Origin of the sequence: Bradyrhizobium sp. CW1 (genome assembly GCF_023100665.1) — a bacterium.
Taxonomy (GTDB): Bacteria; Pseudomonadota; Alphaproteobacteria; order Rhizobiales; family Xanthobacteraceae; genus Bradyrhizobium; species Bradyrhizobium canariense_D.
The window spans coordinates 772,509-791,447 of record NZ_CP064684.1 but is presented as its reverse complement, the minus strand read 5'-3'; the positions used below and the strand labels follow the sequence as shown (position 1 = coordinate 791,447).

At 59.8% G+C, this 18,939-nt stretch carries 14 protein-coding genes and 1 pseudogene; 4 read left to right on the top strand and 11 right to left on the bottom strand.

Features of this window, described 5'->3' with window-relative positions; genetic code table 11:
* Window positions 1-7: 7 nt before the first annotated feature.
* The 5 genes from IVB54_RS03715 to IVB54_RS03695 form a co-directional block, all read right to left on the bottom strand.
* Window positions 8-1,318: an FAD-binding oxidoreductase gene (locus IVB54_RS03715; protein WP_026232480.1), complete on the bottom strand. Its 1,311-nt coding sequence runs from the start codon at window positions 1,316-1,318 to the stop codon at window positions 8-10.
* 153 nt (window positions 1,319-1,471) lie between these two features.
* Complete coding sequence (locus IVB54_RS03710; RefSeq protein ID WP_026232479.1) at window positions 1,472-2,350, bottom strand: ABC transporter permease; 879 nt, start codon at window positions 2,348-2,350, stop codon at window positions 1,472-1,474.
* Window positions 2,351-2,387: 37 nt separating this feature from the next.
* A complete protein-coding gene (locus IVB54_RS03705; RefSeq protein WP_247777073.1) occupies window positions 2,388-3,338 on the bottom strand; it encodes an ABC transporter permease in 951 nt (316 codons plus the stop codon).
* A 72-nt stretch (window positions 3,339-3,410) separates the two neighbouring features.
* Window positions 3,411-5,075, bottom strand: coding sequence for a peptide ABC transporter substrate-binding protein (locus tag IVB54_RS03700; RefSeq protein WP_085361104.1), 1,665 nt, complete (start codon window positions 5,073-5,075; stop codon window positions 3,411-3,413).
* The gene (locus IVB54_RS03695) at window positions 5,072-6,775 is read right to left on the bottom strand and encodes an ABC transporter ATP-binding protein (protein ID WP_039798616.1); all 1,704 of its coding nucleotides are present in this window, start codon (window positions 6,773-6,775) and stop codon (window positions 5,072-5,074) included. The genes IVB54_RS03700 and IVB54_RS03695 overlap by 4 nt, the downstream gene beginning before the upstream one ends.
* A gap of 678 nt (window positions 6,776-7,453) precedes the next feature.
* On the opposite strand from IVB54_RS03695, the gene IVB54_RS03690 reads away from it, so the two are divergent.
* Together IVB54_RS03690 and IVB54_RS03685 are read left to right on the top strand one after the other, a co-directional pair.
* Entirely contained in the window at window positions 7,454-8,779 is a 1,326-nt protein-coding gene (locus tag IVB54_RS03690) for an FAD-binding oxidoreductase (protein ID WP_247299260.1), read from the top strand.
* 115 nt (window positions 8,780-8,894) lie between these two features.
* Window positions 8,895-9,371 (top strand): Lrp/AsnC family transcriptional regulator, encoded by a 477-nt coding sequence (locus IVB54_RS03685; RefSeq protein ID WP_018453188.1) that lies wholly within the window; start codon window positions 8,895-8,897, stop codon window positions 9,369-9,371.
* 93 nt (window positions 9,372-9,464) lie between these two features.
* Here IVB54_RS03685 and IVB54_RS03680 read toward each other — a convergent pair whose 3' ends face one another.
* Window positions 9,465-10,841: an aspartate aminotransferase family protein gene (locus IVB54_RS03680; RefSeq protein ID WP_026232478.1), complete on the bottom strand. Its 1,377-nt coding sequence runs from the start codon at window positions 10,839-10,841 to the stop codon at window positions 9,465-9,467.
* Window positions 10,842-11,157: 316 nt separating this feature from the next.
* Between IVB54_RS03680 and IVB54_RS03675 the strand changes: the two genes are divergently transcribed.
* A complete protein-coding gene (locus tag IVB54_RS03675; protein ID WP_018453186.1) occupies window positions 11,158-11,847 on the top strand; it encodes a haloacid dehalogenase type II in 690 nt (229 codons plus the stop codon).
* A 238-nt stretch (window positions 11,848-12,085) separates the two neighbouring features.
* On the opposite strand, the gene IVB54_RS03670 is transcribed toward IVB54_RS03675, so the two are convergent.
* The 3 genes from IVB54_RS03670 to IVB54_RS03660 form a co-directional block, all read right to left on the bottom strand.
* Window positions 12,086-13,543: an NAD-dependent succinate-semialdehyde dehydrogenase gene (locus IVB54_RS03670; RefSeq protein WP_018453185.1), complete on the bottom strand. Its 1,458-nt coding sequence runs from the start codon at window positions 13,541-13,543 to the stop codon at window positions 12,086-12,088.
* A gap of 242 nt (window positions 13,544-13,785) precedes the next feature.
* Window positions 13,786-14,142 carry a cupin domain-containing protein gene (locus tag IVB54_RS03665; protein WP_018453184.1) on the bottom strand — a complete coding sequence of 119 codons (357 nt, stop codon included), beginning with the start codon at window positions 14,140-14,142 and terminating at the stop codon, window positions 13,786-13,788.
* Window positions 14,143-14,156: 14 nt separating this feature from the next.
* Entirely contained in the window at window positions 14,157-15,080 is a 924-nt protein-coding gene (locus IVB54_RS03660) for a glyoxylate/hydroxypyruvate reductase A (protein ID WP_018453183.1), read from the bottom strand.
* A 271-nt stretch (window positions 15,081-15,351) separates the two neighbouring features.
* Here IVB54_RS03660 and IVB54_RS03655 point away from each other — a divergent pair, with 271 nt between their 5' ends.
* Window positions 15,352-16,230, top strand: coding sequence for a GNAT family N-acetyltransferase (locus IVB54_RS03655; RefSeq protein ID WP_018453181.1), 879 nt, complete (start codon window positions 15,352-15,354; stop codon window positions 16,228-16,230).
* A 239-nt stretch (window positions 16,231-16,469) separates the two neighbouring features.
* Here the strand turns inward: IVB54_RS03655 and gabD are convergent.
* Together gabD and IVB54_RS03645 are read right to left on the bottom strand one after the other, a co-directional pair.
* Window positions 16,470-17,946 (bottom strand): annotated as a pseudogene (gene gabD, locus IVB54_RS03650) (NADP-dependent succinate-semialdehyde dehydrogenase).
* 62 nt (window positions 17,947-18,008) lie between these two features.
* Window positions 18,009-18,935 (bottom strand): alpha/beta hydrolase, encoded by a 927-nt coding sequence (locus IVB54_RS03645; protein ID WP_085361111.1) that lies wholly within the window; start codon window positions 18,933-18,935, stop codon window positions 18,009-18,011.
* Between the last annotated feature and the right edge of the window lie 4 nt (window positions 18,936-18,939).

Here is an 18,939-nt window from a genome sequence, read left to right as displayed (position 1 = left end):
CCAGCCGTCAGCGGCGGTCGCGCCACAGCGCAAAACGATCCTGCATCCGATATCCCCAGATCATGGCGGGCATGAACCAGGGATCGCCACGATAGAGCGGGATGGAGTCCGGCGGACGGAAGTCAAAGGCGGTGCGCGCCCGTTCGTGGTTTCCGATCAGCTTGTGGGCCGCGTGCATCCCGATCCAAGGCGCCCAGACGACGCCTGAACCGCAGAAGCCAGTGGCATAAACCACACCGTCCTCTTCGAAGATGCGCGGGAGCATGTCGCGATTCATCGCCACATTGCCGAACCAGCTGTGCGAAAGGTGAACATTCTCGAGTTCGGGGAAAAGGTTCACCAACCCCTTGCGCAGCAGGAGCTTTGGAGCCACCGGGTTACCGACACGAGAGCTGTCGCGCCCCCCTAACAGGATACGTTTGCCGTCGGGCGATGGGCGGTAATAGAACCCGACCTGGCGGTTCTCGGTCATCATCATGCGTTTGGGCATCAGCCGCGCCATGACGTCAGGTGCGAGCTCCTCGGTTGCAATGATCCGGCTGCGAACCGGGACCAGCCTGCGGCGCAGGAAGGGAACGGCGCTATCAGTATAGCCATTCGTGCAAACCAGCACCTGACGCGCCTGCACCGAACCGGCCGAGGTCACGATACGGAATCCGGAACCATCTCTCTCGATGGAGATGACGGGCGTATCCGCATGAACCGCGACGCCCGAAGCGAGCGCCACGCGAAGCAGTTCAGCGTGAAACTTCGCCGGTTGTAGCCCTCCGATATCCATCCGGACTGTTCCACCCCGGTAGACATCGGTGCCGATGTAGCTGTGCTGCTCGGCATAAGGTACGGCGTGAGACTCGATCCGCAGCCTCTTCGCTAATACTTCCGCGCTACGCGCCATCGTGTCGTACTGCTCATATCCGAACGCGCCCTTGAACTGCCCGACCAGCTGGAAATCGCAGGCAAGCCCCTCGGTCTTGATGAAATCGTAAAGGAACTCGCGGGCGATCTTGCCTTCCGCCTCGATTGCCAGCGCCTTGTCTGCGCCGAAGCGTCGGGAGATCGCGGCGTAATCCGGCCGTATGCTCGCGCTGGTTATTCCACCGTTGCGCGTCGAGGCTCCCTCGCCCGGACTCATCGCGTCAAAGGCCGCAACCGAGCGTCCCTCGCGCGCCAGCACCAGCCCGGCCGAAAGAGAGGCATAGCCAGCGCCCACGATCAGCACGTCAAGTTTCTTGGGAAGAGTCTGTTGAGGCAGCGACCTAAGTGGTGCGGCTTCCCACCAATAGGGCGTGTCCTTCTCTGCGGCTCTGGGCTCGTGCATGTCGCTGACTTCTCGTGTGTTAAAAGTGGCCTTGGATTACTGACAAGACGGATTCTGATCAGCCAACGCGATGCTTGCGACGTCTACGCTATCAAGAGGTTCTGCTGGATAGCCTTCAACGCTGTCCGCTGCCTGCCACCTGGGCTCAAGCCGTCAAATGTGGTCATCTCTAACGTCAAGCGCATCGCGCAGCCCGTCGCCGATGAAGTTGAAGCTGGTCACTGCGATCGTAATCGCAGCGCCTGGAATGATGGCAAGCCAGGGAGCGCTGGCCAGATATTGCTGGGCGCCGTTGAGCAGATTGCCCCAGCTGGGCAGCGGTGGTTGGATGCCGTAACCAAGGAAACTGATATAGGCCTCCAGAAGAATCGCACGGGCGACGGTGAGGCTTGCGGCCACGATGATCGGACCCGTGGCATTGGGCAGAATTTCGCGAAGCATGATGTGCCTGCCGCTCAGACCGACCATGCGCGCGGCCTGGACAAACTCGCGCTCGCGCAGCGAACGGACCTCGGCTTCGACGATCCTGGCAACCTCCATCCAGCTCGTGACAGCAATGATGACAGTGATCATCATCGGGCTGGGCCGGAGCGTCGCGGCCAACGCCAGCACGAGGAAAATCGAGGGGAAGGAAAGAAAGCCATCCACCGTGCGCATCAGCGCGGCTCCGATCCAGCCCCCGCGATAGCCTGCGGTCACGCCGACGAGCGTTCCGATCAGCGTTGACAACAACATCGCGGAGAATCCCACCAGTAGCGAGACACGCCCGGCCATCAAGAGTCGCACGGCCAAGTCTCGCCCCAACGGGTCGGTGCCGAAATAATGATGACCGCTCAAGGGAGGAGCAAAGCGGGCGCGCAGATCTATATAGAGCGAATCGTAAGGCAAGGCGTAGGGGCCCACGACGCACGCCAACACGAGCAGGGCGATCATCGCGAACCCGAGCAGCGCCAGATGGTGTCGCATGAACCGGCGCACCCCGCGGCTGTGCCACCAGCGAATTGGAGGGAGGTGGGCGGAGATGTCAGTCATAACGGGGGACTCCTGTTGACGGCACGAACCGGCGTCTTCAGCTGAGACGAATGCGCGGATCGACGAGTGCGACAAGGATGTCTGCGACGAGATTGCCCAGCACGACAAGGATGGCTGAGAATATCAACAGCCCCATGACCATCGGATAGTCACTGTAGCCGAGGCTGTCGAGAAACAGCCGCCCCATTCCCGGCCAGGTAAAGATGGTCTCAGTGACCAACGCGCCGGTCAGAATGCTCGGCAACTGCACCCCAGCCAGGGTGATCATCGGCAACAGCGCATTGCCGGCGACATGCTTCAGCAGGATGCGGCGCTCACTTAGGCCCTTGGCACGAGCCGTCTTGACGAAATCCTGGCTCAGCGCATCAAGGGTCGCGGTGCGCATGTAGCGGCTCCAGACCGCGACATGGACCAGCGACAACACCAAGCTTGGCAAGATCAGGTGATGCAAGTAGTCCAGCACCGATCCGTCGCCGATCGTGTACATGTTCCCTGCAGGCACCCAACCGAGCTTCAACGTGAAGATATAGATGCCGACGAGGCCGAACCAGAAGGTCGGGACCGACAGCGCGACCATGGCGCCAATCGTCGCGCAATAATCGAACAGGGAATAGCGGTGGGTGGCACCGCGGATCCCGATCCAGGAACCAAGGGCGATGGCCAGTGCCGTGGAAGTCCCCATCAGCAGCAGCGTAGCGAAGAGGTGACGCCCAATCACCGCCAGCACCGGCGTTCCGTCGCGGAAAGAGTGACCCCAGTCGCCCTGAACCAACCGCCAGGCCCAATCAAAATACTGAATCCACAACGGCCGGTTCAGCCCGAGCTGCTCTGCCAGTCGCTCAATGTCCTTCTGGGTCATGCCGGGATCCAGCCCGAACTGCGCGAGAGGACCGCCCGGCATGAAGTTGAGCACCGTGAAGCCGATGATCGAGACGATCACCAACAGCACGATGCTTTGCGAAAAGCGATTAAGCAGGAACCCGGGCATTCGAGTCTCCATGTTAGCTTGACAGCGCCTAGGCGCCGCCCTGCGCCTATACGGGCCTCGGGCGGCGATACGTCAACTCGCCCAAGACCAAGCCAGCGCGTTCCAGGATTCGGTGCGCGTGTTGACGTTCGGCACGACGCCGGAAATGCCCTTCTTGTTACCCTGGACCGAATTGGTCTGGTACAGCGGCAGGAAGGGCAGGTCGCGGCGAACGAGCTCTTGTACGCGACGGTAGATCGAGCGCCGCGCGTCCGGATCGAAGCTGCGAGCGCCTTGGTCGAGCAAGGCATCGACCTCTGGATTTGAATACTGCGCATTATTCGAACCACGCCCGCCCTTCGCTGCAATCGCACGCGAGTGCAAGCGATTGGTCACGTCCGGGTCGGCGCCGATCAGATACGTGCTGCCGACGATCACGGAATCGAATTGCGATTGCTGCCAGAACTCGCCCCACATCACCGCGGCGGGCAAGTTCGATATCTTCATCTCGACGCCCAACTGAGCAAATGTCTGCTGCAAGAACTGCTGCACCTGCTCGCGAAGCGGATCGCCTGACGTGGTCGAGCTGGCAAAGGACAGACGGACGCCGCTTTTGGCACGAACGCCATCCCGCCCGGGCGCCCAGCCGGCTTGGTCGAGGATCTGGCGCGCGCGGTCCAGATTGTATGCGTGTGCCGGAAGATTGGGGTTATAGTAGGTGGACTGCCTCGGCATGAAGGTCTCCGTCGGAGTCGGCACGCCGTAATAGAGCCCCTGGATGATCGATTCCTTGTCGATGGCTGCGTAGAGCGCCTCACGGACTGCAAGTTCCTTGAACTGTGGACGCTCCAAATTCAGGTAAAAGGACTCGAATGAAGCCTTTGGGACCAGTGTCACCACTCGGTTCGCCAGCGCCTTGGCTTCCTCGTAATGATCAGCTGTGATGTACGGCTGCCCCATCAGGTCCACATCACCGCTCTTGAACTGAGTGTAGAGGACGGTGAGATCGGGAATGTATTTGAAGATCAGCTTCTCGATGTGTGGGCCTTCTCCGAAATATTCGGGGTTAGCCACGAGTTCGAGATGATCGCCTGCAACCCGCTTACCCCATTTGAATGCGCCGGTGCCGACCGGCGCCTGGTTGAAGGCGGCGTTGTTTGGATTGGCCTCCTTCTCGAGGATGTGCTTGGGCACGATGAAGGTTTCGGTCAGGAACGAAAGATAAGGCGCAAAAACCTGTTCCATTCGCCACGAGATCTCCGTGGGCGAGATCACCGTGATGTCGCGCACGAGGGCATGGCCAGCTGTGCGCCAACTCCGGAAGGCGGGATTGGTGATCAGTTCGAGGGTGAATTTCACATCCTCGGCCGTGAAGGGTTTGCCGTCGTGCCAGCGCACACCGTCACGCAGACGGATGCGCCATTTGAGGCCGTCCTCCGAAATGCCGCCGTTCTTCTGGTTCGGTACTTCGACGGCAAGGTTGGGCTCAATCTCACCCTTTGGGTCGATCCGGAAGAGCGCGTCGAAAACCGAGAAATGCACACCATCATCGACTTCAATGTGCGCCATCAGCGGATTGAAGACGGTCGGCTCTTGTCCAAGTCCGACGACGATGCGACCGCTCGGTTTGGCGGGGGCCTTCTGAGCGAAGGCGGGCGTACCCAACAGGCCTGGTGCAGCGAGGCCGGCAGCCCCGGCCACCATCAATCGAAGTGCATTGCGCCGTGAATAGCTCGAGTCAAAATAGGCTTCCGTCATGACCTCTCCTCGTTCTTGGCTGTGTCCCGCCGGTATTCATTGACTCCCGCGAGCGCGCGAGCGCCCCTTGGCTGCTCGCCGGGGATGGCAGCGACGAGCTCGCGCGTGTAGGCGGATTTCGGGTCCAGGAAGATCTGCGACGGCGGTCCGCGTTCGATGATCTGTCCTCGATGCATGACGGCGATCTCATCGCAAATCTGGCTGGCAACGCGCAAATCATGCGTGATGAAGATCATCGAGACGCCGGTCTCCCGCTGAATCTGATCCAGCAGCTTCAGGATTTGGGCCTGGATCGAGACATCAAGCGCGGAGACGGCTTCGTCGGCGATCAGCAGTTGTGGTTTGAACATCAGCGCACGGGCGATGCCGACGCGCTGGCGCTGACCGCCGGAAAATTCGTGCGGATAGCGGTCGAAGGCGCCTGAATCCAGGCCGACATGGGACAGAAGCTCCCGCGCCCGCTCACCAGCCTCTCTGTGCGGCACGCCATGCGCGACCGGCCCGACTGTGAGAATTTGCCCGACCGTCGAGCGCGGGTTGAGCGACGCAAAAGGATCCTGGAAGATCATCTGGATTTTTGGCCTTAGCGGCCTAAACTCGGCCTCGGTAAGCCGGGCGACGTCGCGGCCTTCGAAGAAAATCGAGCCACCGTCGCTCTCCATGAGCTTGATCAGCAGCCGCCCGAGCGACGATTTGCCCGAACCGCTTTCTCCGACAACGCCTAGCGTGCGGCCCTGCGTGAGATCGAACGAGACACCATTGACCGCAGGCACGATGCGCTGCGTACGGAAAAGCGCACTGCCGCTACGATAGGTCTTGACCAGACACTCGACCTTCAGGATTGACGCCCTGTCGGCGGCTTCCAAGGGATTGCGGTCCTTGCCGGTCAGGTGCGGCACGGCCGCGATCAGGCGGCGCGTATAGAGGTGACTGGGCGACTTGAGCACCTGCTCGGCACTGCCTTGCTCCACGCAATGACCCTTCTCCATCACCACAACGGAATCGGCAATCTCCGCCACGACTCCAAAGTCATGGGTGATGAACATCACGCTCATTCCCTTGCGGCGCTGAATGTCGCGGATCAGTTTGAGGATCTGCGCCTGCGTCGTCACGTCGAGGGCGGTCGTCGGCTCGTCCGCAATCAGGATCGCGGGCTCAAGAGCCAGAGCCATGGCGATCATCACCCGCTGCCGTTGCCCGCCCGAAAGCCGGAATGGATACTGGTGATACATGAGTTGCGGATCGGGAAGGCCGACCTCAACCAACAAGTCTATGGCGCGGCTGCGACGGGATTTCGCGGTCCCAACGTCGTGCGCTGCCATCACTTCCTCGATCTGCGCGCCCACGGTCATCAGCGGATTGAGCGCTGAGAGCGGATCTTGAAAGATCATCGAGACGACGCGGCCGCGAAGGTTGCGGAGCTTATCGGGCGAGATGGCTACGATGTCGGTCCCATTCAGGTCGATCGAACCCGAGGCAACACGTATCGCCTTGGGCAGAAGCCCCATGATCGCATTGGCTGTGACCGACTTGCCCGATCCGGACTCTCCAATGATGCACAGTATCTGACCCCGCTTCAGATCAAAGGAGACGTTCTCGACGGCGTGAGCCCGCTCCATCCCGGCCGGCAGGCTCACGGTCAGTTCGCGCACCGAGAGTGCCACATCTTCCGAAGCTACAGCCTGAGAGGCAGAGGCCATTTGAACAGTCTCCCCTTTCAACGGCGTTGGGTCATTCTGCTGCGGATTGGCTCTTCGGCCATTGTTGCCGCCGCGACGATCGGACAGGTCGAAAATTCGCCGCTCATTTTGCCATTCCCTGTTCGGAGAGTGCGACATGATTCAAAGCTTGGTGCTCGACAGGAAAAAGCTGTCGCTCAAGCCAAAACATCGGACGAGCGGCCAACTCGATCACTGAATCGAAGTTCGTGGAGCTAACAGTCCCATCCAGCTTGATTGCTCTTGTGGAGGTCTGTTCCTGGACAAGGCTCATCCAGCGTCCCTTTAGAACTTCTGCCACTGATCGACATTGACCCGGCATTCGCGAGTTTGACTGCTTCAATCACCCCAGAGTCGCCGAAACGCGCCGTATGGGCAGCAGGAAGTTCTGAAAACGAAGTGCCATCTGGCATTTCAGTCTGCGCCGCGACGAGAGAACTCTCAGGCGGCCTGCCTTGTGCACGGCACGGCTGCACGCGCTCAACGCCTGATGCCCTGGTGCTTTGGCGAATGAGGTGGGCGCGAGCAACGTGTTCTCGCAATAATAGCTTGAACAGTAGTCGGCAAACCGCAGAATATTCCGTCTAATCACAAATTCCCGCAGAGCACCTGCCGCGAATGCTCAGCTACGATAGGTCAAACGCCGGGAGTCCTCGCTTCATGAGTGCGCCGCTCATCCATATTGAATCAAGCCCGTCTCTGCCTCAAGAGGCTGACGTCGTCGTCATTGGCGGCGGCGTGGTGGGCGTGTTCACGGCTTACTATCTCGCCCGCCGCGGCGTTAAGGTCGCCTTGCTAGAGAAGGGGCGTGTCGCCGCCGAGCAGTCCAGTCGCAATTGGGGATGGTGCCGTCAACAGAATCGCGACGCACGCGAGCTACCGATCGCCACCAAGAGTCTCGATCTTTGGGAGAGAGTAGCACAGGAGACCGGGGAAGACACGGGCTTCCGCCGCTGCGGGCTTCTCTATCTGTCGAATGACGAGAATGAGCTGACCTGCTGGGCGAAATGGCGCGATTTTGCAAAGACGGTCGGCGTTACGACACACATGTTGAGCACGAACGAAGCTAGCGAGAGAGGCAAAGCGACGGGCCGCAAATGGAAAGGCGGCGTCTCCTCTCCAACCGACGGAACGGCAGACCCTTCGAAGGCTGTGCCCGTGGTCGCGCGTGCGATGATGACGGCGGGCGGCACGGTGCACCAGCACTGCGCCGCTCGCGGCATAGAGCTCCGTGCCGGCCGGGTGAACGGCGTAGTGACCGAAATGGGCACAATCCGGACCAACACGGTGGTCATGGCAGGAGGGGCCTGGGCCTCTTCGTTCTGCAACCAGCTCGGCATTCGCTTCCCACAGGCGTCCGTGCGCCAGTCCATTCTCGCCGTGGCTCCTGGCGCGGCGGGTCTGCCCGACGCCCTGCACACTGCAGTCGTGTCGCTCACGCGGCGTAGCAGCGGCGGGTACACGCTGGCGATAAGCGGGCGCGCGCGAGTCGATCCAACGCCGCAGCAATTCAGGTTCGCCCGCGAATTCGTGCCGATGTTTGCTCGCCGCTGGCGCAGTCTCGCCCCTGGAGCATTCGAGGGCATGCGCCAAGGTCATGAATCCTTGGCGAAGTGGGCGCTCGATGAGACGACCCCGATGGAGCTGAACCGGACACTTAATCCCCGTCCCGACATGCGGCAGATTCGGCTGACACATAAAAGAGCTTGCGAATTGCTGCCTGAACTCCGTCGCGTCGCAATCTCCAATGTCTGGGCCGGCTATATTGACAGCACACCGGATGGCGTTCCCGCCATCGGTGAGGTGGGGGCGATTCCGGGCTTTATCCTTGCGGCCGGGTTCAGCGGACACGGTTTCGGGATTGGTCCCGGCGCAGGGCACCTGATGGCGGACATCATTACTGGTACTGCACCGATCGTCGACCCGCGTCCATACAGGCCGGAGCGGCTGAAAACGGGTGCCTGGGGCAAGGTCGCCGAGTTCTGAAAAGCAATCTCTCCGCCCGGTGGGAAAGGATGCTGGTTGGTGCTATGACAGTGCGTATGACGCTGAAGCCTCAAAGCCTTGACGCCGCTATGGCTCCCATCTCATGGCATTGCCTATGAAGCTCGATAAGATCGACATCAGGATTTTATGCGAACTGCAGAAGAACGGGCGGACTTCCAACGTCGAGCTCGCAGAGCTGATAAACCTTTCCCCGAGCCCGTGCCTGATGCGCGTCAAGAGGCTCCAGACGGAGGGCTTCATCACCGGCTATTCCGCCCAGATCGACGTCTCCAAGCTCGGACAAACTCTGACTGTGTTCGCCGAGATCACGCTCAAAAATCATCGCCAGATCGATTTCGCGCGCTTTCTCACGACCATCGAAAAGATAGATTCGGTCGTCGAATGTCATCTGGTTTCGGGCGGATATGACTACCTGGTGAAGTTTATCACAGCGGGAATCAGCGAATATCAAGCGCTGATGGAACGTCTCGTCGAGATGGATATCGGAATCGACAAATACTTCAGTTTTGTCGTGCTGAAGTCCCCGATCGTGAAATCCCATCTGCCTCTCGAAAGCATATTCAATAGCTGAAGAACAATCCTCCACCCCGGGGAGCATGGGCAGATCGCCGGGCCGGCGCTACGGCTCAGGCTTTTTCTGGCCTCGGAATGACAGGCGCAGTGATTATCCTTTCATCGCCGCGCGGACGTCCCTGTCTTCGAGGGTTTGGTCGAGCGTCATGCGAGTTCGTTCGATGATGCCGTCGATGTCCGCATCCGTGCAGCAGAGCGGGGGCGCAAGACCCAGCACGCCCTGGGCAAAGGCGCGGATGACGAGACCGTTGTCCCATGCGCGGTCGAATATGCGGCGCGCGGCGTCAGCTTCCGCCGGCAGGGGCGTCTTGCGCTCCTTGTCCGTGACGAGCTCGATTGCGGCCAGCATGCCGCGACCACGGACATCGCCGACAAGTGGATGATCGGCAAGCGCGCGAAGGCCTTCCATCAGGCGGTGCCCCGCCTTTCGGCCGTTTGCCAACAAGCCATTTTCGTAAAGATCCAGGCACGCGAGCCCGACCGCTGCACTGACGGGATGCGCGGAATAGGTGTAGCCGTGGCCGACGGCCGTCTTGCCGGCTCCGTCCGCAATCGTGTTGTAGACGCGGTCGGACATGAAAACGGCTCCCATCGGCACATAGCCCGACGTCAGACCCTTTGCGGTGGTCATGAAATCCGGCACGACGTCGTCTTCTTCGCAGGCGAAAAATGGGCCGACACGACCAAAGCCAGTGATGACCTCATCGACTACGAACAAAATATCGTTCTCCTTGCAAACGGCGTGCATGGCTTTCAACCAAGATGGCGGTGGCACGAGGACACCCCCTGATCCCTGAATTGGCTCGACGTAAAAAGCCGCAATGCGATCTGCGCCAAGTTCGGCGATCTTGGCTCGCAGGGCCGCGACCGACGCAGCAATGATAGCCTGAGGATGGGAACCGACAGGATTACGATAGGTATAGTGCGACGGAATTTTGTGCTGCCAGCTATAAGGTACCCCAAAGCCCGCATGAAAGGCGGGGATCGCGGTCAAGCCGGACCCTGCCGTCGACGATCCGTGGTAGCCATGCTCGACGGAAATGAACTGATCCTTCTGCGGCGTACCCTTGGCATGATAATAGTACCGAATAAATCGGATTGTGCTGTCGACGGCATCGGAGCCACCTAGCGTGAAGTAAACATGGTTCAGATCGCCAGGCGCCAATTCGGCCAACCTGGCGGCCAGCCGGATGGCCGGATCGGAGCCCAACCCGAAATAGCCCGTCGCGTAAGGCAGCTCGCGCAACTGCTTCGTGGCAGCTTCAACGATGCTCTCTTGTCCGTACCCGACGTTGACACACCACAGACCAGCAAACCCGTCGAGCAATTGATGTCCCGATGCATCGGTCAGGGTCGCGCCCTTCGCTGATCTTAACACCCGCACACCCAAGGCCTCGTGACCGCGATAGGATGAGACCGGGTGAACCAGATGTGCGCGGTCCAGCTCGATCAGCGAATTGCTCAACATTTCGGCCTCCATATCAACCCGAAACGCAAAGTAGGATATCGACGACAGCAGTTCCTCCCAAGCTGCGCCTGAGCCAAAGGAGTTTTGACTTTCGTTTTTGATCGACGCCGCATCTTATACCGCGGCGGCGTCCGCCGCGTGGCGGTGCTGTTCAACTCGAAAGGTTGCTTGGCGCAACTCTCTGCCAAGGCTTCGAGCCGATACGACACAATCTGCTTCCGGCTCCAGCGAAAGCGGCGCTTTATCTTACGCGATGCTCATTATGATGCTTGTCGTACTGGCACGCGGTGCCGAGAGGATTGGAGGATACCACGACATGACCGAGTTCCGACCGAAATATATCACTTTCGATTGCTACGGCACGCTGACGAATTTCGACATGGCCGGTGCGGCAAGGCGAGTCTACGGCTCCCAGCTTTCTGCCACGACGATGGCAAGTTTCATCAAGGATTTCGCCGCCTATCGCCTGGACGAAGTTCTTGGCGCGTGGAAGCCATACTTCGAGGTCGTGCATAATTCGGTAGAGCGCGCGTGCAAGCGCAACGGTGTCGTATTTCGGCCGGAGGATGCCCAGCGCATCAATGAAGAGATCCACACATGGGGTCCACACCCCGACGTCCCGGCGGGTCTGGCCAAAGTTGCCAGGGAGATTCCGCTGGTCATCCTGTCGAATTCCATGAAGAACCTCATCATGTCGAACGTCGAGAAGCTCGGCGCGCCCTTCCACACGGTCATCACGGCCGAGGAAACCGGCGCCTACAAGCCGCACATGAAAGGCTTTGAATACATGCTGGACAAGCTTGGCTGCGGTCCGGAAGATATCACCCACGTCTCATCCTCCTTCCGCTACGACCTGATGACAGCCTACGACCTGGGCATCAAGAGCAAGGTGTGGGTGAACCGCGGTCATGAGCCCGCGAATCCCTTCTATGAATACACTGAGGTCGCTGACATCGGCGGGCTCGCCGCCGCAGTCGGCTTGGAGCCCCTTCGAAGAAGTGCGTGAAGGCGTATCCTTTTCGGGCTCTTTCGCGGCACGTAGACCTTCGAAAATTTCAGTAGAGACTGTTGCGTGATGAATAAAGGGGGCGGTTCAACCGCTCCCTTTTTCTGTGTTCGAACTACTCATCCGACAGAATTGTGTTACTTCGCTGTCGAGGCATCATGGTGTTGTCGCGCGGATGCGGTCCGCCGCAAAATCGGAGAACCCTTCGATTCCTCTCCTGAAACCAGGAATCGCCCCCTTATTCCAATCCGCCGACATGAAGCGTTTTGATCTCAAGATATTCATCTATCCCGAGCTGGGATCCTTCGCGCCCCAGCCCGGACTGCTTTACACCGCCGAACGGCGCGACCTCGGTCGAGATCAGGCCGGTGTTCAGGCCCACCATGCCGAATTCCAGCGCCTCGGCAACGCGCCACGAGCGCTTGAGGTTTTCAGTGTAGAAGTAGGCGGCAAGGCCGAAGGGCGTGCCGTTCGCGATCGCGATCGCTTCGTCCTCCGTCTCGAAGCGGAAAAGCGGCGCGACTGGTCCGAACGTCTCTTCTGAGGCCAAGAGCATGTCAGTCGTTGCCTCACCGAGCACGACGGGGCGCGCATACTGCCGACCTTCCGGCATACGTTCGCTCTGCGAGATGATCTTCGCGCCTTTGTCCAGGGCGTCTGTGACGTGCCGCTTGATCTTTTCTATCGCCGCGCCATTGATCATTGGTCCGATTTCGACACCTTCTTCGGTGCCGGCACCGACCTTCATTTTTGCGACCCGGCTGGCGAGCCTTTTCGCAAAGGCATCGTAAACGCCGGATTGCACCAGAATGCGATTGGAGCAAACGCAGGTCTGTCCGCCATTACGAAACTTCGACGCAATCGCGCCCTCGACGGCCCGGTCAACATCGGCATCATCAAAGACGATGAACGGCGCGTTGCCGCCGAGCTCGAGGCTGAGCTTCTTGATGTTGGCGGCGGCGCCTTTCATCAGCAATGCGCCGACGCGAGTCGACCCGGTAAACGAGATCTTGCGGACAGTTTCATTGTCCATCAGTTCCTGGCCGATTTCCGCGGGCATGCCCGTCACGATATTAATCACGCCCGCCGGGATCCCTGCCCGCTGCGCAAGAACGCCGATCGCGAGCGCCGAAAATGGCGTAAATTCAGATGGCTTGATGACCACGGTGCAGCCCGCAGCAAGCGCAGGTGCCACCTTGCGCGTGATCATGGCGTTAGGAAAGTTCCAGGGGGTGATGATCCCGCAGACGCCTACCGGCTCTTTCAGCACCAGAATGCGGCGATCGGCAGTGGGTGAAGGGATGGTCGATCCGTTGATCCGGCGTGTCTCTTCCGCAAACCATTTTACGAAGGATGCCCCATAGCGGATTTCTCCGAGCGATTCAGCAAGCGGCTTACCCTGTTCCAGAGTCAGCAAGAGCGCCAGATCCTGCTCATGCTGCCGCATCAGCTCATACCAACGCTCCAAAAGTGCCGCGCGTTCTGCATGAGTAGTCTTCTTCCAAGCTTTGAACGCATCAGCCGCAGCGTTGATTGCAGCCGCAGTCTCGTTACGCCCCATATCGGGGATGGTACCAAGGACGTTCTGGCTGGCAGGATCAATGACATTGGCAGTGGCTTTCGCGCTCGCATCTCGCCAATTGCCGCCGATCAGCCCTTGCTGGCGAAACAGATCCTTGTCCTTCAATGCAATCATCTACATGTTCCTTTGCCTTCGGGCCCAACTCCGCCATTCCTGCTTGCCAACCGAGCAGGTCTGCACTACGAGAACGCTCTTGGATTTGCGACTGGCGAGCAAAGCCGGCTCATTTGAGCAATAAAGGCCGCACACCGCATTTTTTCATCGAGAATTGCCTGACGGCGCTGAAGCCGGTCAGGCGCGACTTTGAAAGTCGATTGTTCTGCCAAGCCAGATTTCGACCGCTCTGAGCATTGCGCTCAGTCATAAGCGCTGACGTAGATCTTTCGCACGGTCTCGATCGTGCGCCAGACGCCGACAAAGCCCGGTTTCATCACGAAGCTGTCGCCGCCGCGGTAAGTCCTGGTCTCACCACCCTTTTCCTCAATTTCGATGAGACCCGAGATGATGTGGCAGAACTCGTAAGTGGTGCCTTTGATGGAATGGGTCTCGCCGGGCGTTGCTTCCCAGACGCCGGTCAGCACCTTCTCGGCTTTGGAGGCGTCCTGCGCCCAGGTCTTGAAGGATGGATTGCCCGAAATGAGTCGTTCCGGAGCAGGCAAGGTGTTCTTTGGTGCGAAGTCCGGATTGGTATCGATAGTAATCAGAAGTGACATGGCATTATCCCTGGTTAATAGCCGAGTGTTCGATCGACAAGCCCGATCGGATTTTTTCCCGCGCGGTGGCGCCTGATGTTTTCTACGACGGATTGTGCCGCCGTATGCGGTTGCGTCACGGATGCGATGTGCGGCGTTATCATGACCTTCGGATGTGCCCAGAGCGCATGGCCTTCCGGCAGCGGCTCGGGGTCAGTGACATCGAGCATAGCTGCCGCGAGGCGGCCGCTGTCGAGCGCCTCGATGAGTGCGGCCTGATCGAGCTGCGGGCCGCGGCCGAGATGCAGCAGTCGCGCTCCCATCGGCAAAAGCGAGAAGAGTTTTGCGTTCAGGAGGCCGCGGGTTTGCTCCGTCAGGGGCAGAAGACAGACGAGAATATCCGTTCCTCTCAGGAAACTGCCTAGCCGATCGTCGCCATGAAAGCAGGTGACGCCCTCGACTACCTTTTTGCTGCGGCTCCATGCGGCAAGGGAAAATCCAAAGGGCTTGAGGCGATCGATTGCCGCTTGCGCCAGCATCCCAACGCCCAGGAAACCCACGCGGCGTTCGGTCGCCTGTGGAGTGACAATATCTTGCCACTCGCCCCTTCTCTGCTGCTCCCGATATGCGAGCATCTCGCGATGGAGCGCCAGCACGCCAAGCACGACGTATTCCTGCATCATGCGTATGATGCCATCCTCGACCATACGCACCAGCATCACATGATCGGGTATGATCTCGGGCACGAACTGGTCGACTCCGGCACCGATCGAAAAGAGCACCTCCAAATTGCGATAACGCGAGACGTCGTCCGGCACGTTCCAGGTCAGCAGATACCGCACCTTTTCCGGGTCGATGCTTTTCCTACCCTGGTAGAATTCAAGATCGGGGAGCTCGCGCGCAAATATCTGGCGGAAAATTGCGCCCCGAGCGGCATCGGAATTGAAAAGAAACCCCATCTAGGGACCCTTCGTGTCACGCGGCGAGATGCTCGATGACTTGTTGGCGCGCAGCGAGCTCGCCGGGCATCTACAGCCTAGCGGCAAGCAGAAGCTTTCTCTGCCGAATATCGGTGCGCTATATGCCGAACATTTCGAACACTTGCACCAAAACAGGTGAAACCTGCTGGCTTTCCGTGCAATGCTGCGGCAAACACGTCTGCTGTCGCAACTGGGCAGCTAAAGCACGACAAGCCATAGACGTTGGCATTCCGCGAAGGAATGAACTGAGATGGGACGATCCGTACGCCTGAAGTCCTTCGAATTGGTCGCGCGCGACATTCGAGACGTTGATGTGAAGCTGCTCCACGCGCTCTCGATTGCCGTCGGCTGGCCGCATCGGCCAAAGGACTGGGATTTCCTGCGCCGCGCCGGTCAGGGCATCGTCGCTGTTGACGGCATCGGGCGCGTTTTCGGAAGTGCGATGTGGTTCCCCCACGGACACGAATTCGCCACCATCGGCCTGGTACTCACATCGCCGCGCACCCAAGCACAAGGTACCGGCCGATGGCTGATGGAACAGGTGTTCGAACGGTGCGAGGATCGGAGTCTTGCCCTGAACTCGACCGATGCTGCCTATCATCTTTATCTGTCGCTGGGCTTCACCAAGGAAGCGGTCGTGTATCAGTGGCAGGGAGAGATCGTATCACCCCTTCCACCGACATCAGTTCTGGATGGCGAATTGAGGTCGGCGTCAGCCGAAACTCTCAATGAGATTGCGGCGCTGGATGAGCGCGCATTCGGCACGAGCCGCCGGGAGCTGCTTGCTCTGCTTTCGGAAGGTGCGTCAATCTGTGTACTGCGCCGCGACGGCAAGACCGTCGGCTACTCCATGAAGCGCGAATTCGGGCGTGGTCACGTGATCGGTCCCATTGTCGCCAGCAATGATTATGACGCGATCCATCTCACGGCCGTGCATCTTAAGGATCTCACCGGCCGTTTCGCCCGCGTCGATACCCGGGAGCAAACGGGCCTGTTTGCTGACTATCTTCAGCAGAGCCGCCTCGCGATCAGCGAGACGGTCACAACCATGTCCAAGGGGCGGCGATTCCTCAACCGAAAGGAAAACGAGCCGTGGGTCTACGGATTGGCCGCTCACGCGTTGAGCTGAGCTGTGAAGCGAATTGTTAGTGGCGCCTGTCCCACGAATATAAATGATAACGACCACTTATTCGGCAACTTCGATTCCGGAGTGTCAGAAAAATTTTCGCGGCGAATTTCGATATTCCGAGCAACAAAACTAAACCGCTGAATGTTGCGACTATTCCCTACGTGGCCGCTCCCTCCCCATTCAAGCTACGGCCCGAAACGGTTTCCGCCCATGCGTTGTTCCGCGATGCCGGCAGCCGCTCAAGTGGCCGAACTCTGGATGATACCCATGCAGAGGTATTTGATTTCCAGAGTCCTCGATGCCGTATTTCGAACCCTCACGGCCGTTGCCGCTCTCCTTGACGCCGCCGAACGGTGCAACCTCGGTCGAGATCAGGCCTTCGTTGATACCGACGATGCCGTACTCGAGCGCTTCGGCAACGCGCCAGACCCGTCCGATATCGCGGCCGTAGAAATAGGCCGCAAGTCCGAACTCGGTATCGTTCGCAAGGCGGATCGCTTCCTCTTCAGTCTTGAAGCGGAATACGGGCGCGACCGGGCCAAAAGTTTCCTCCCGGAAGATCAACATGTCCGGCGTGGCGTCCGCCAATACCGTCGGTTCAAAGAACGTGCGGCCAAGCGCATGGCGCTTCCCACCGATGGCGACGCGCGCTCCCTTGGAAACCGCATCGGAAACATGCTCTTCGACTTTCTCCACGGCGGCGATGTCGATCAGCGGACCAATCGCGACGCCGGGCTCGAACCCGTCACCGATCTTGAACGCACTAACCGCCTCAGCCAGACGCGAGACAAACAAATCGTAGATCTTGTCCTGCGCAAGGAAGCGATTGACGCAAACACAGGTCTGGCCGGCATTGCGGTATTTCGAAGCCATCGCGCCCTTGACCGCGGCATCGATGTCCGCATCGTCGAAGACGATGAACGGCGCGTTGCCGCCGAGCTCCATCGATGTCCGCTTCACCGTCGACGCGCTCTGCGCCATCAGCTTCTTGCCGATTTCGGTCGAACCCGTGAATGTCACCTTGCGTACGATCGGATTGGAGGTCATTTCGCCGCCGATCGCCGACGCCGAACCTGTGATGACGGACAGCACACCTTGAGGGACGCCTGCCCGCTCCGCCAGCAGCGCAAGCGCCAGCGCGGACAGTGGTGTCTGGCTTGCCGGCTTGACGACCATGGTGCAACCCGCCGCCAGGGCCGGGCCCGCCTTGCGCGTGATCATCGCGGCCGGAAAATTCCACGGGGTGATTGCGGCACAAACGCCGATCGGCTGCTTTAGCACGATGATGCGTCGGTCGGCCGTGAACCCCGGGATCGTATCGCCATAGACGCGTTTTGCTTCCTCGCCGAACCACTCGACGAAGCTTGCGGCATAGGCGATCTCGCCCTTGGCTTCAGCAAGCGGCTTGCCCTGCTCCGCCGTCATGATCGCACCGAGATCGTCCTGGTTCGCCATCATCAGATCGAACCAGCGTCGCAGGATCACGGCGCGCTCTTTCGCGGTACGGGCTCGCCACGCCGGTAGCGCAGCGTTGGCGAATTCGATCGCCCGCCGGGTCTCGGCCATCCCCATGTTGGGGACATGTCCGACCACGGCGCCGGTCGAGGGATTATCGACCGTGATGGTGGCGCCGTTATCGGCGGCTACCCACGCACCTGCCACCGGACAGGCATCGCGCAACAGGGTCGGATCTTTGAGCGTGAGTTTCGAAGCCATGATGAAGACAGCCAGGTTGGAATTAACACGTTATAATGCAGTTCGGCATGAAGCATTCAGCGCTAAGTGGAGTCGTGGCCGCTCAGAAACTGCGTCACGACCTCGATCTGTTCGTCAGCGATCAGGGCCGGCGCATGCCCGCAGTCCGCGACGGTGTGAACGCGGACATTGCGATTGCGCCGCATCATGTCCTTGAGGACGCCTTCGGAAAGCAAATCCGATTGCTGCCCGCGTATGACCAGAATGGGGACATCGATCGCATCCCAGTATTTCCAGAGATCGACGCTGTAGTGCCAAGGGTTTCGAAAGGCCTGAGCGATGTTCGCATCGCACAGCGGCTTGAAGCAGCGCCCCTCCACGCTCCAGGCCACGCTATGCGTTGTCAGATGCCGCCAGTGCACATCCTCCAATCGCCCGAAAGGCGCCAGAACCCGCCGGTAGTAGCCTTCGGCCTGTTCGATCGTCTCAAACGATTTGGGCGCCTCGTTGAGATTGGCACCGAGACGAAGCAATCCGGTCCAGGGCAGATAGGGTCCGATGTCGTTGATGACGATGCGACGGATCGGACTGCCCGGAAGGGCAGCCAGCACCATCCCGATCAAGCCGCCCAGCGACGTTCCAACCCAATCGATCTCCGTTGCACCAAGAGCTGCCATCAACACGGTCATGTCGCTGCAATATTGCGGCAAGGCATAGTCGCTGCTGTCGTGCAGCCGTTCGCTTTGTCCGCGGCCCGGCAAGTCCGGGCAGACGACCTGCCGCCCTGCCATTGCGAGAACTGCGGCGAGGTGATCGAAGTCCCGGCCGTTTCTGGTCAAGCCATGGACGCAGAGCACCGGCCGCACCGCGGGCGCGGGCCCCCAATCCGTGAATGCGATGCGATGGAAGCTGCGCCGGGTCAGCCCGCGCACCGATCCGGTGCGGTCGGGCGCCCTCTGCCGTCCTTCAGGCCAGTCCGTGGGGCGCAACTCGGTGGATTTCAGCCCCATCGGT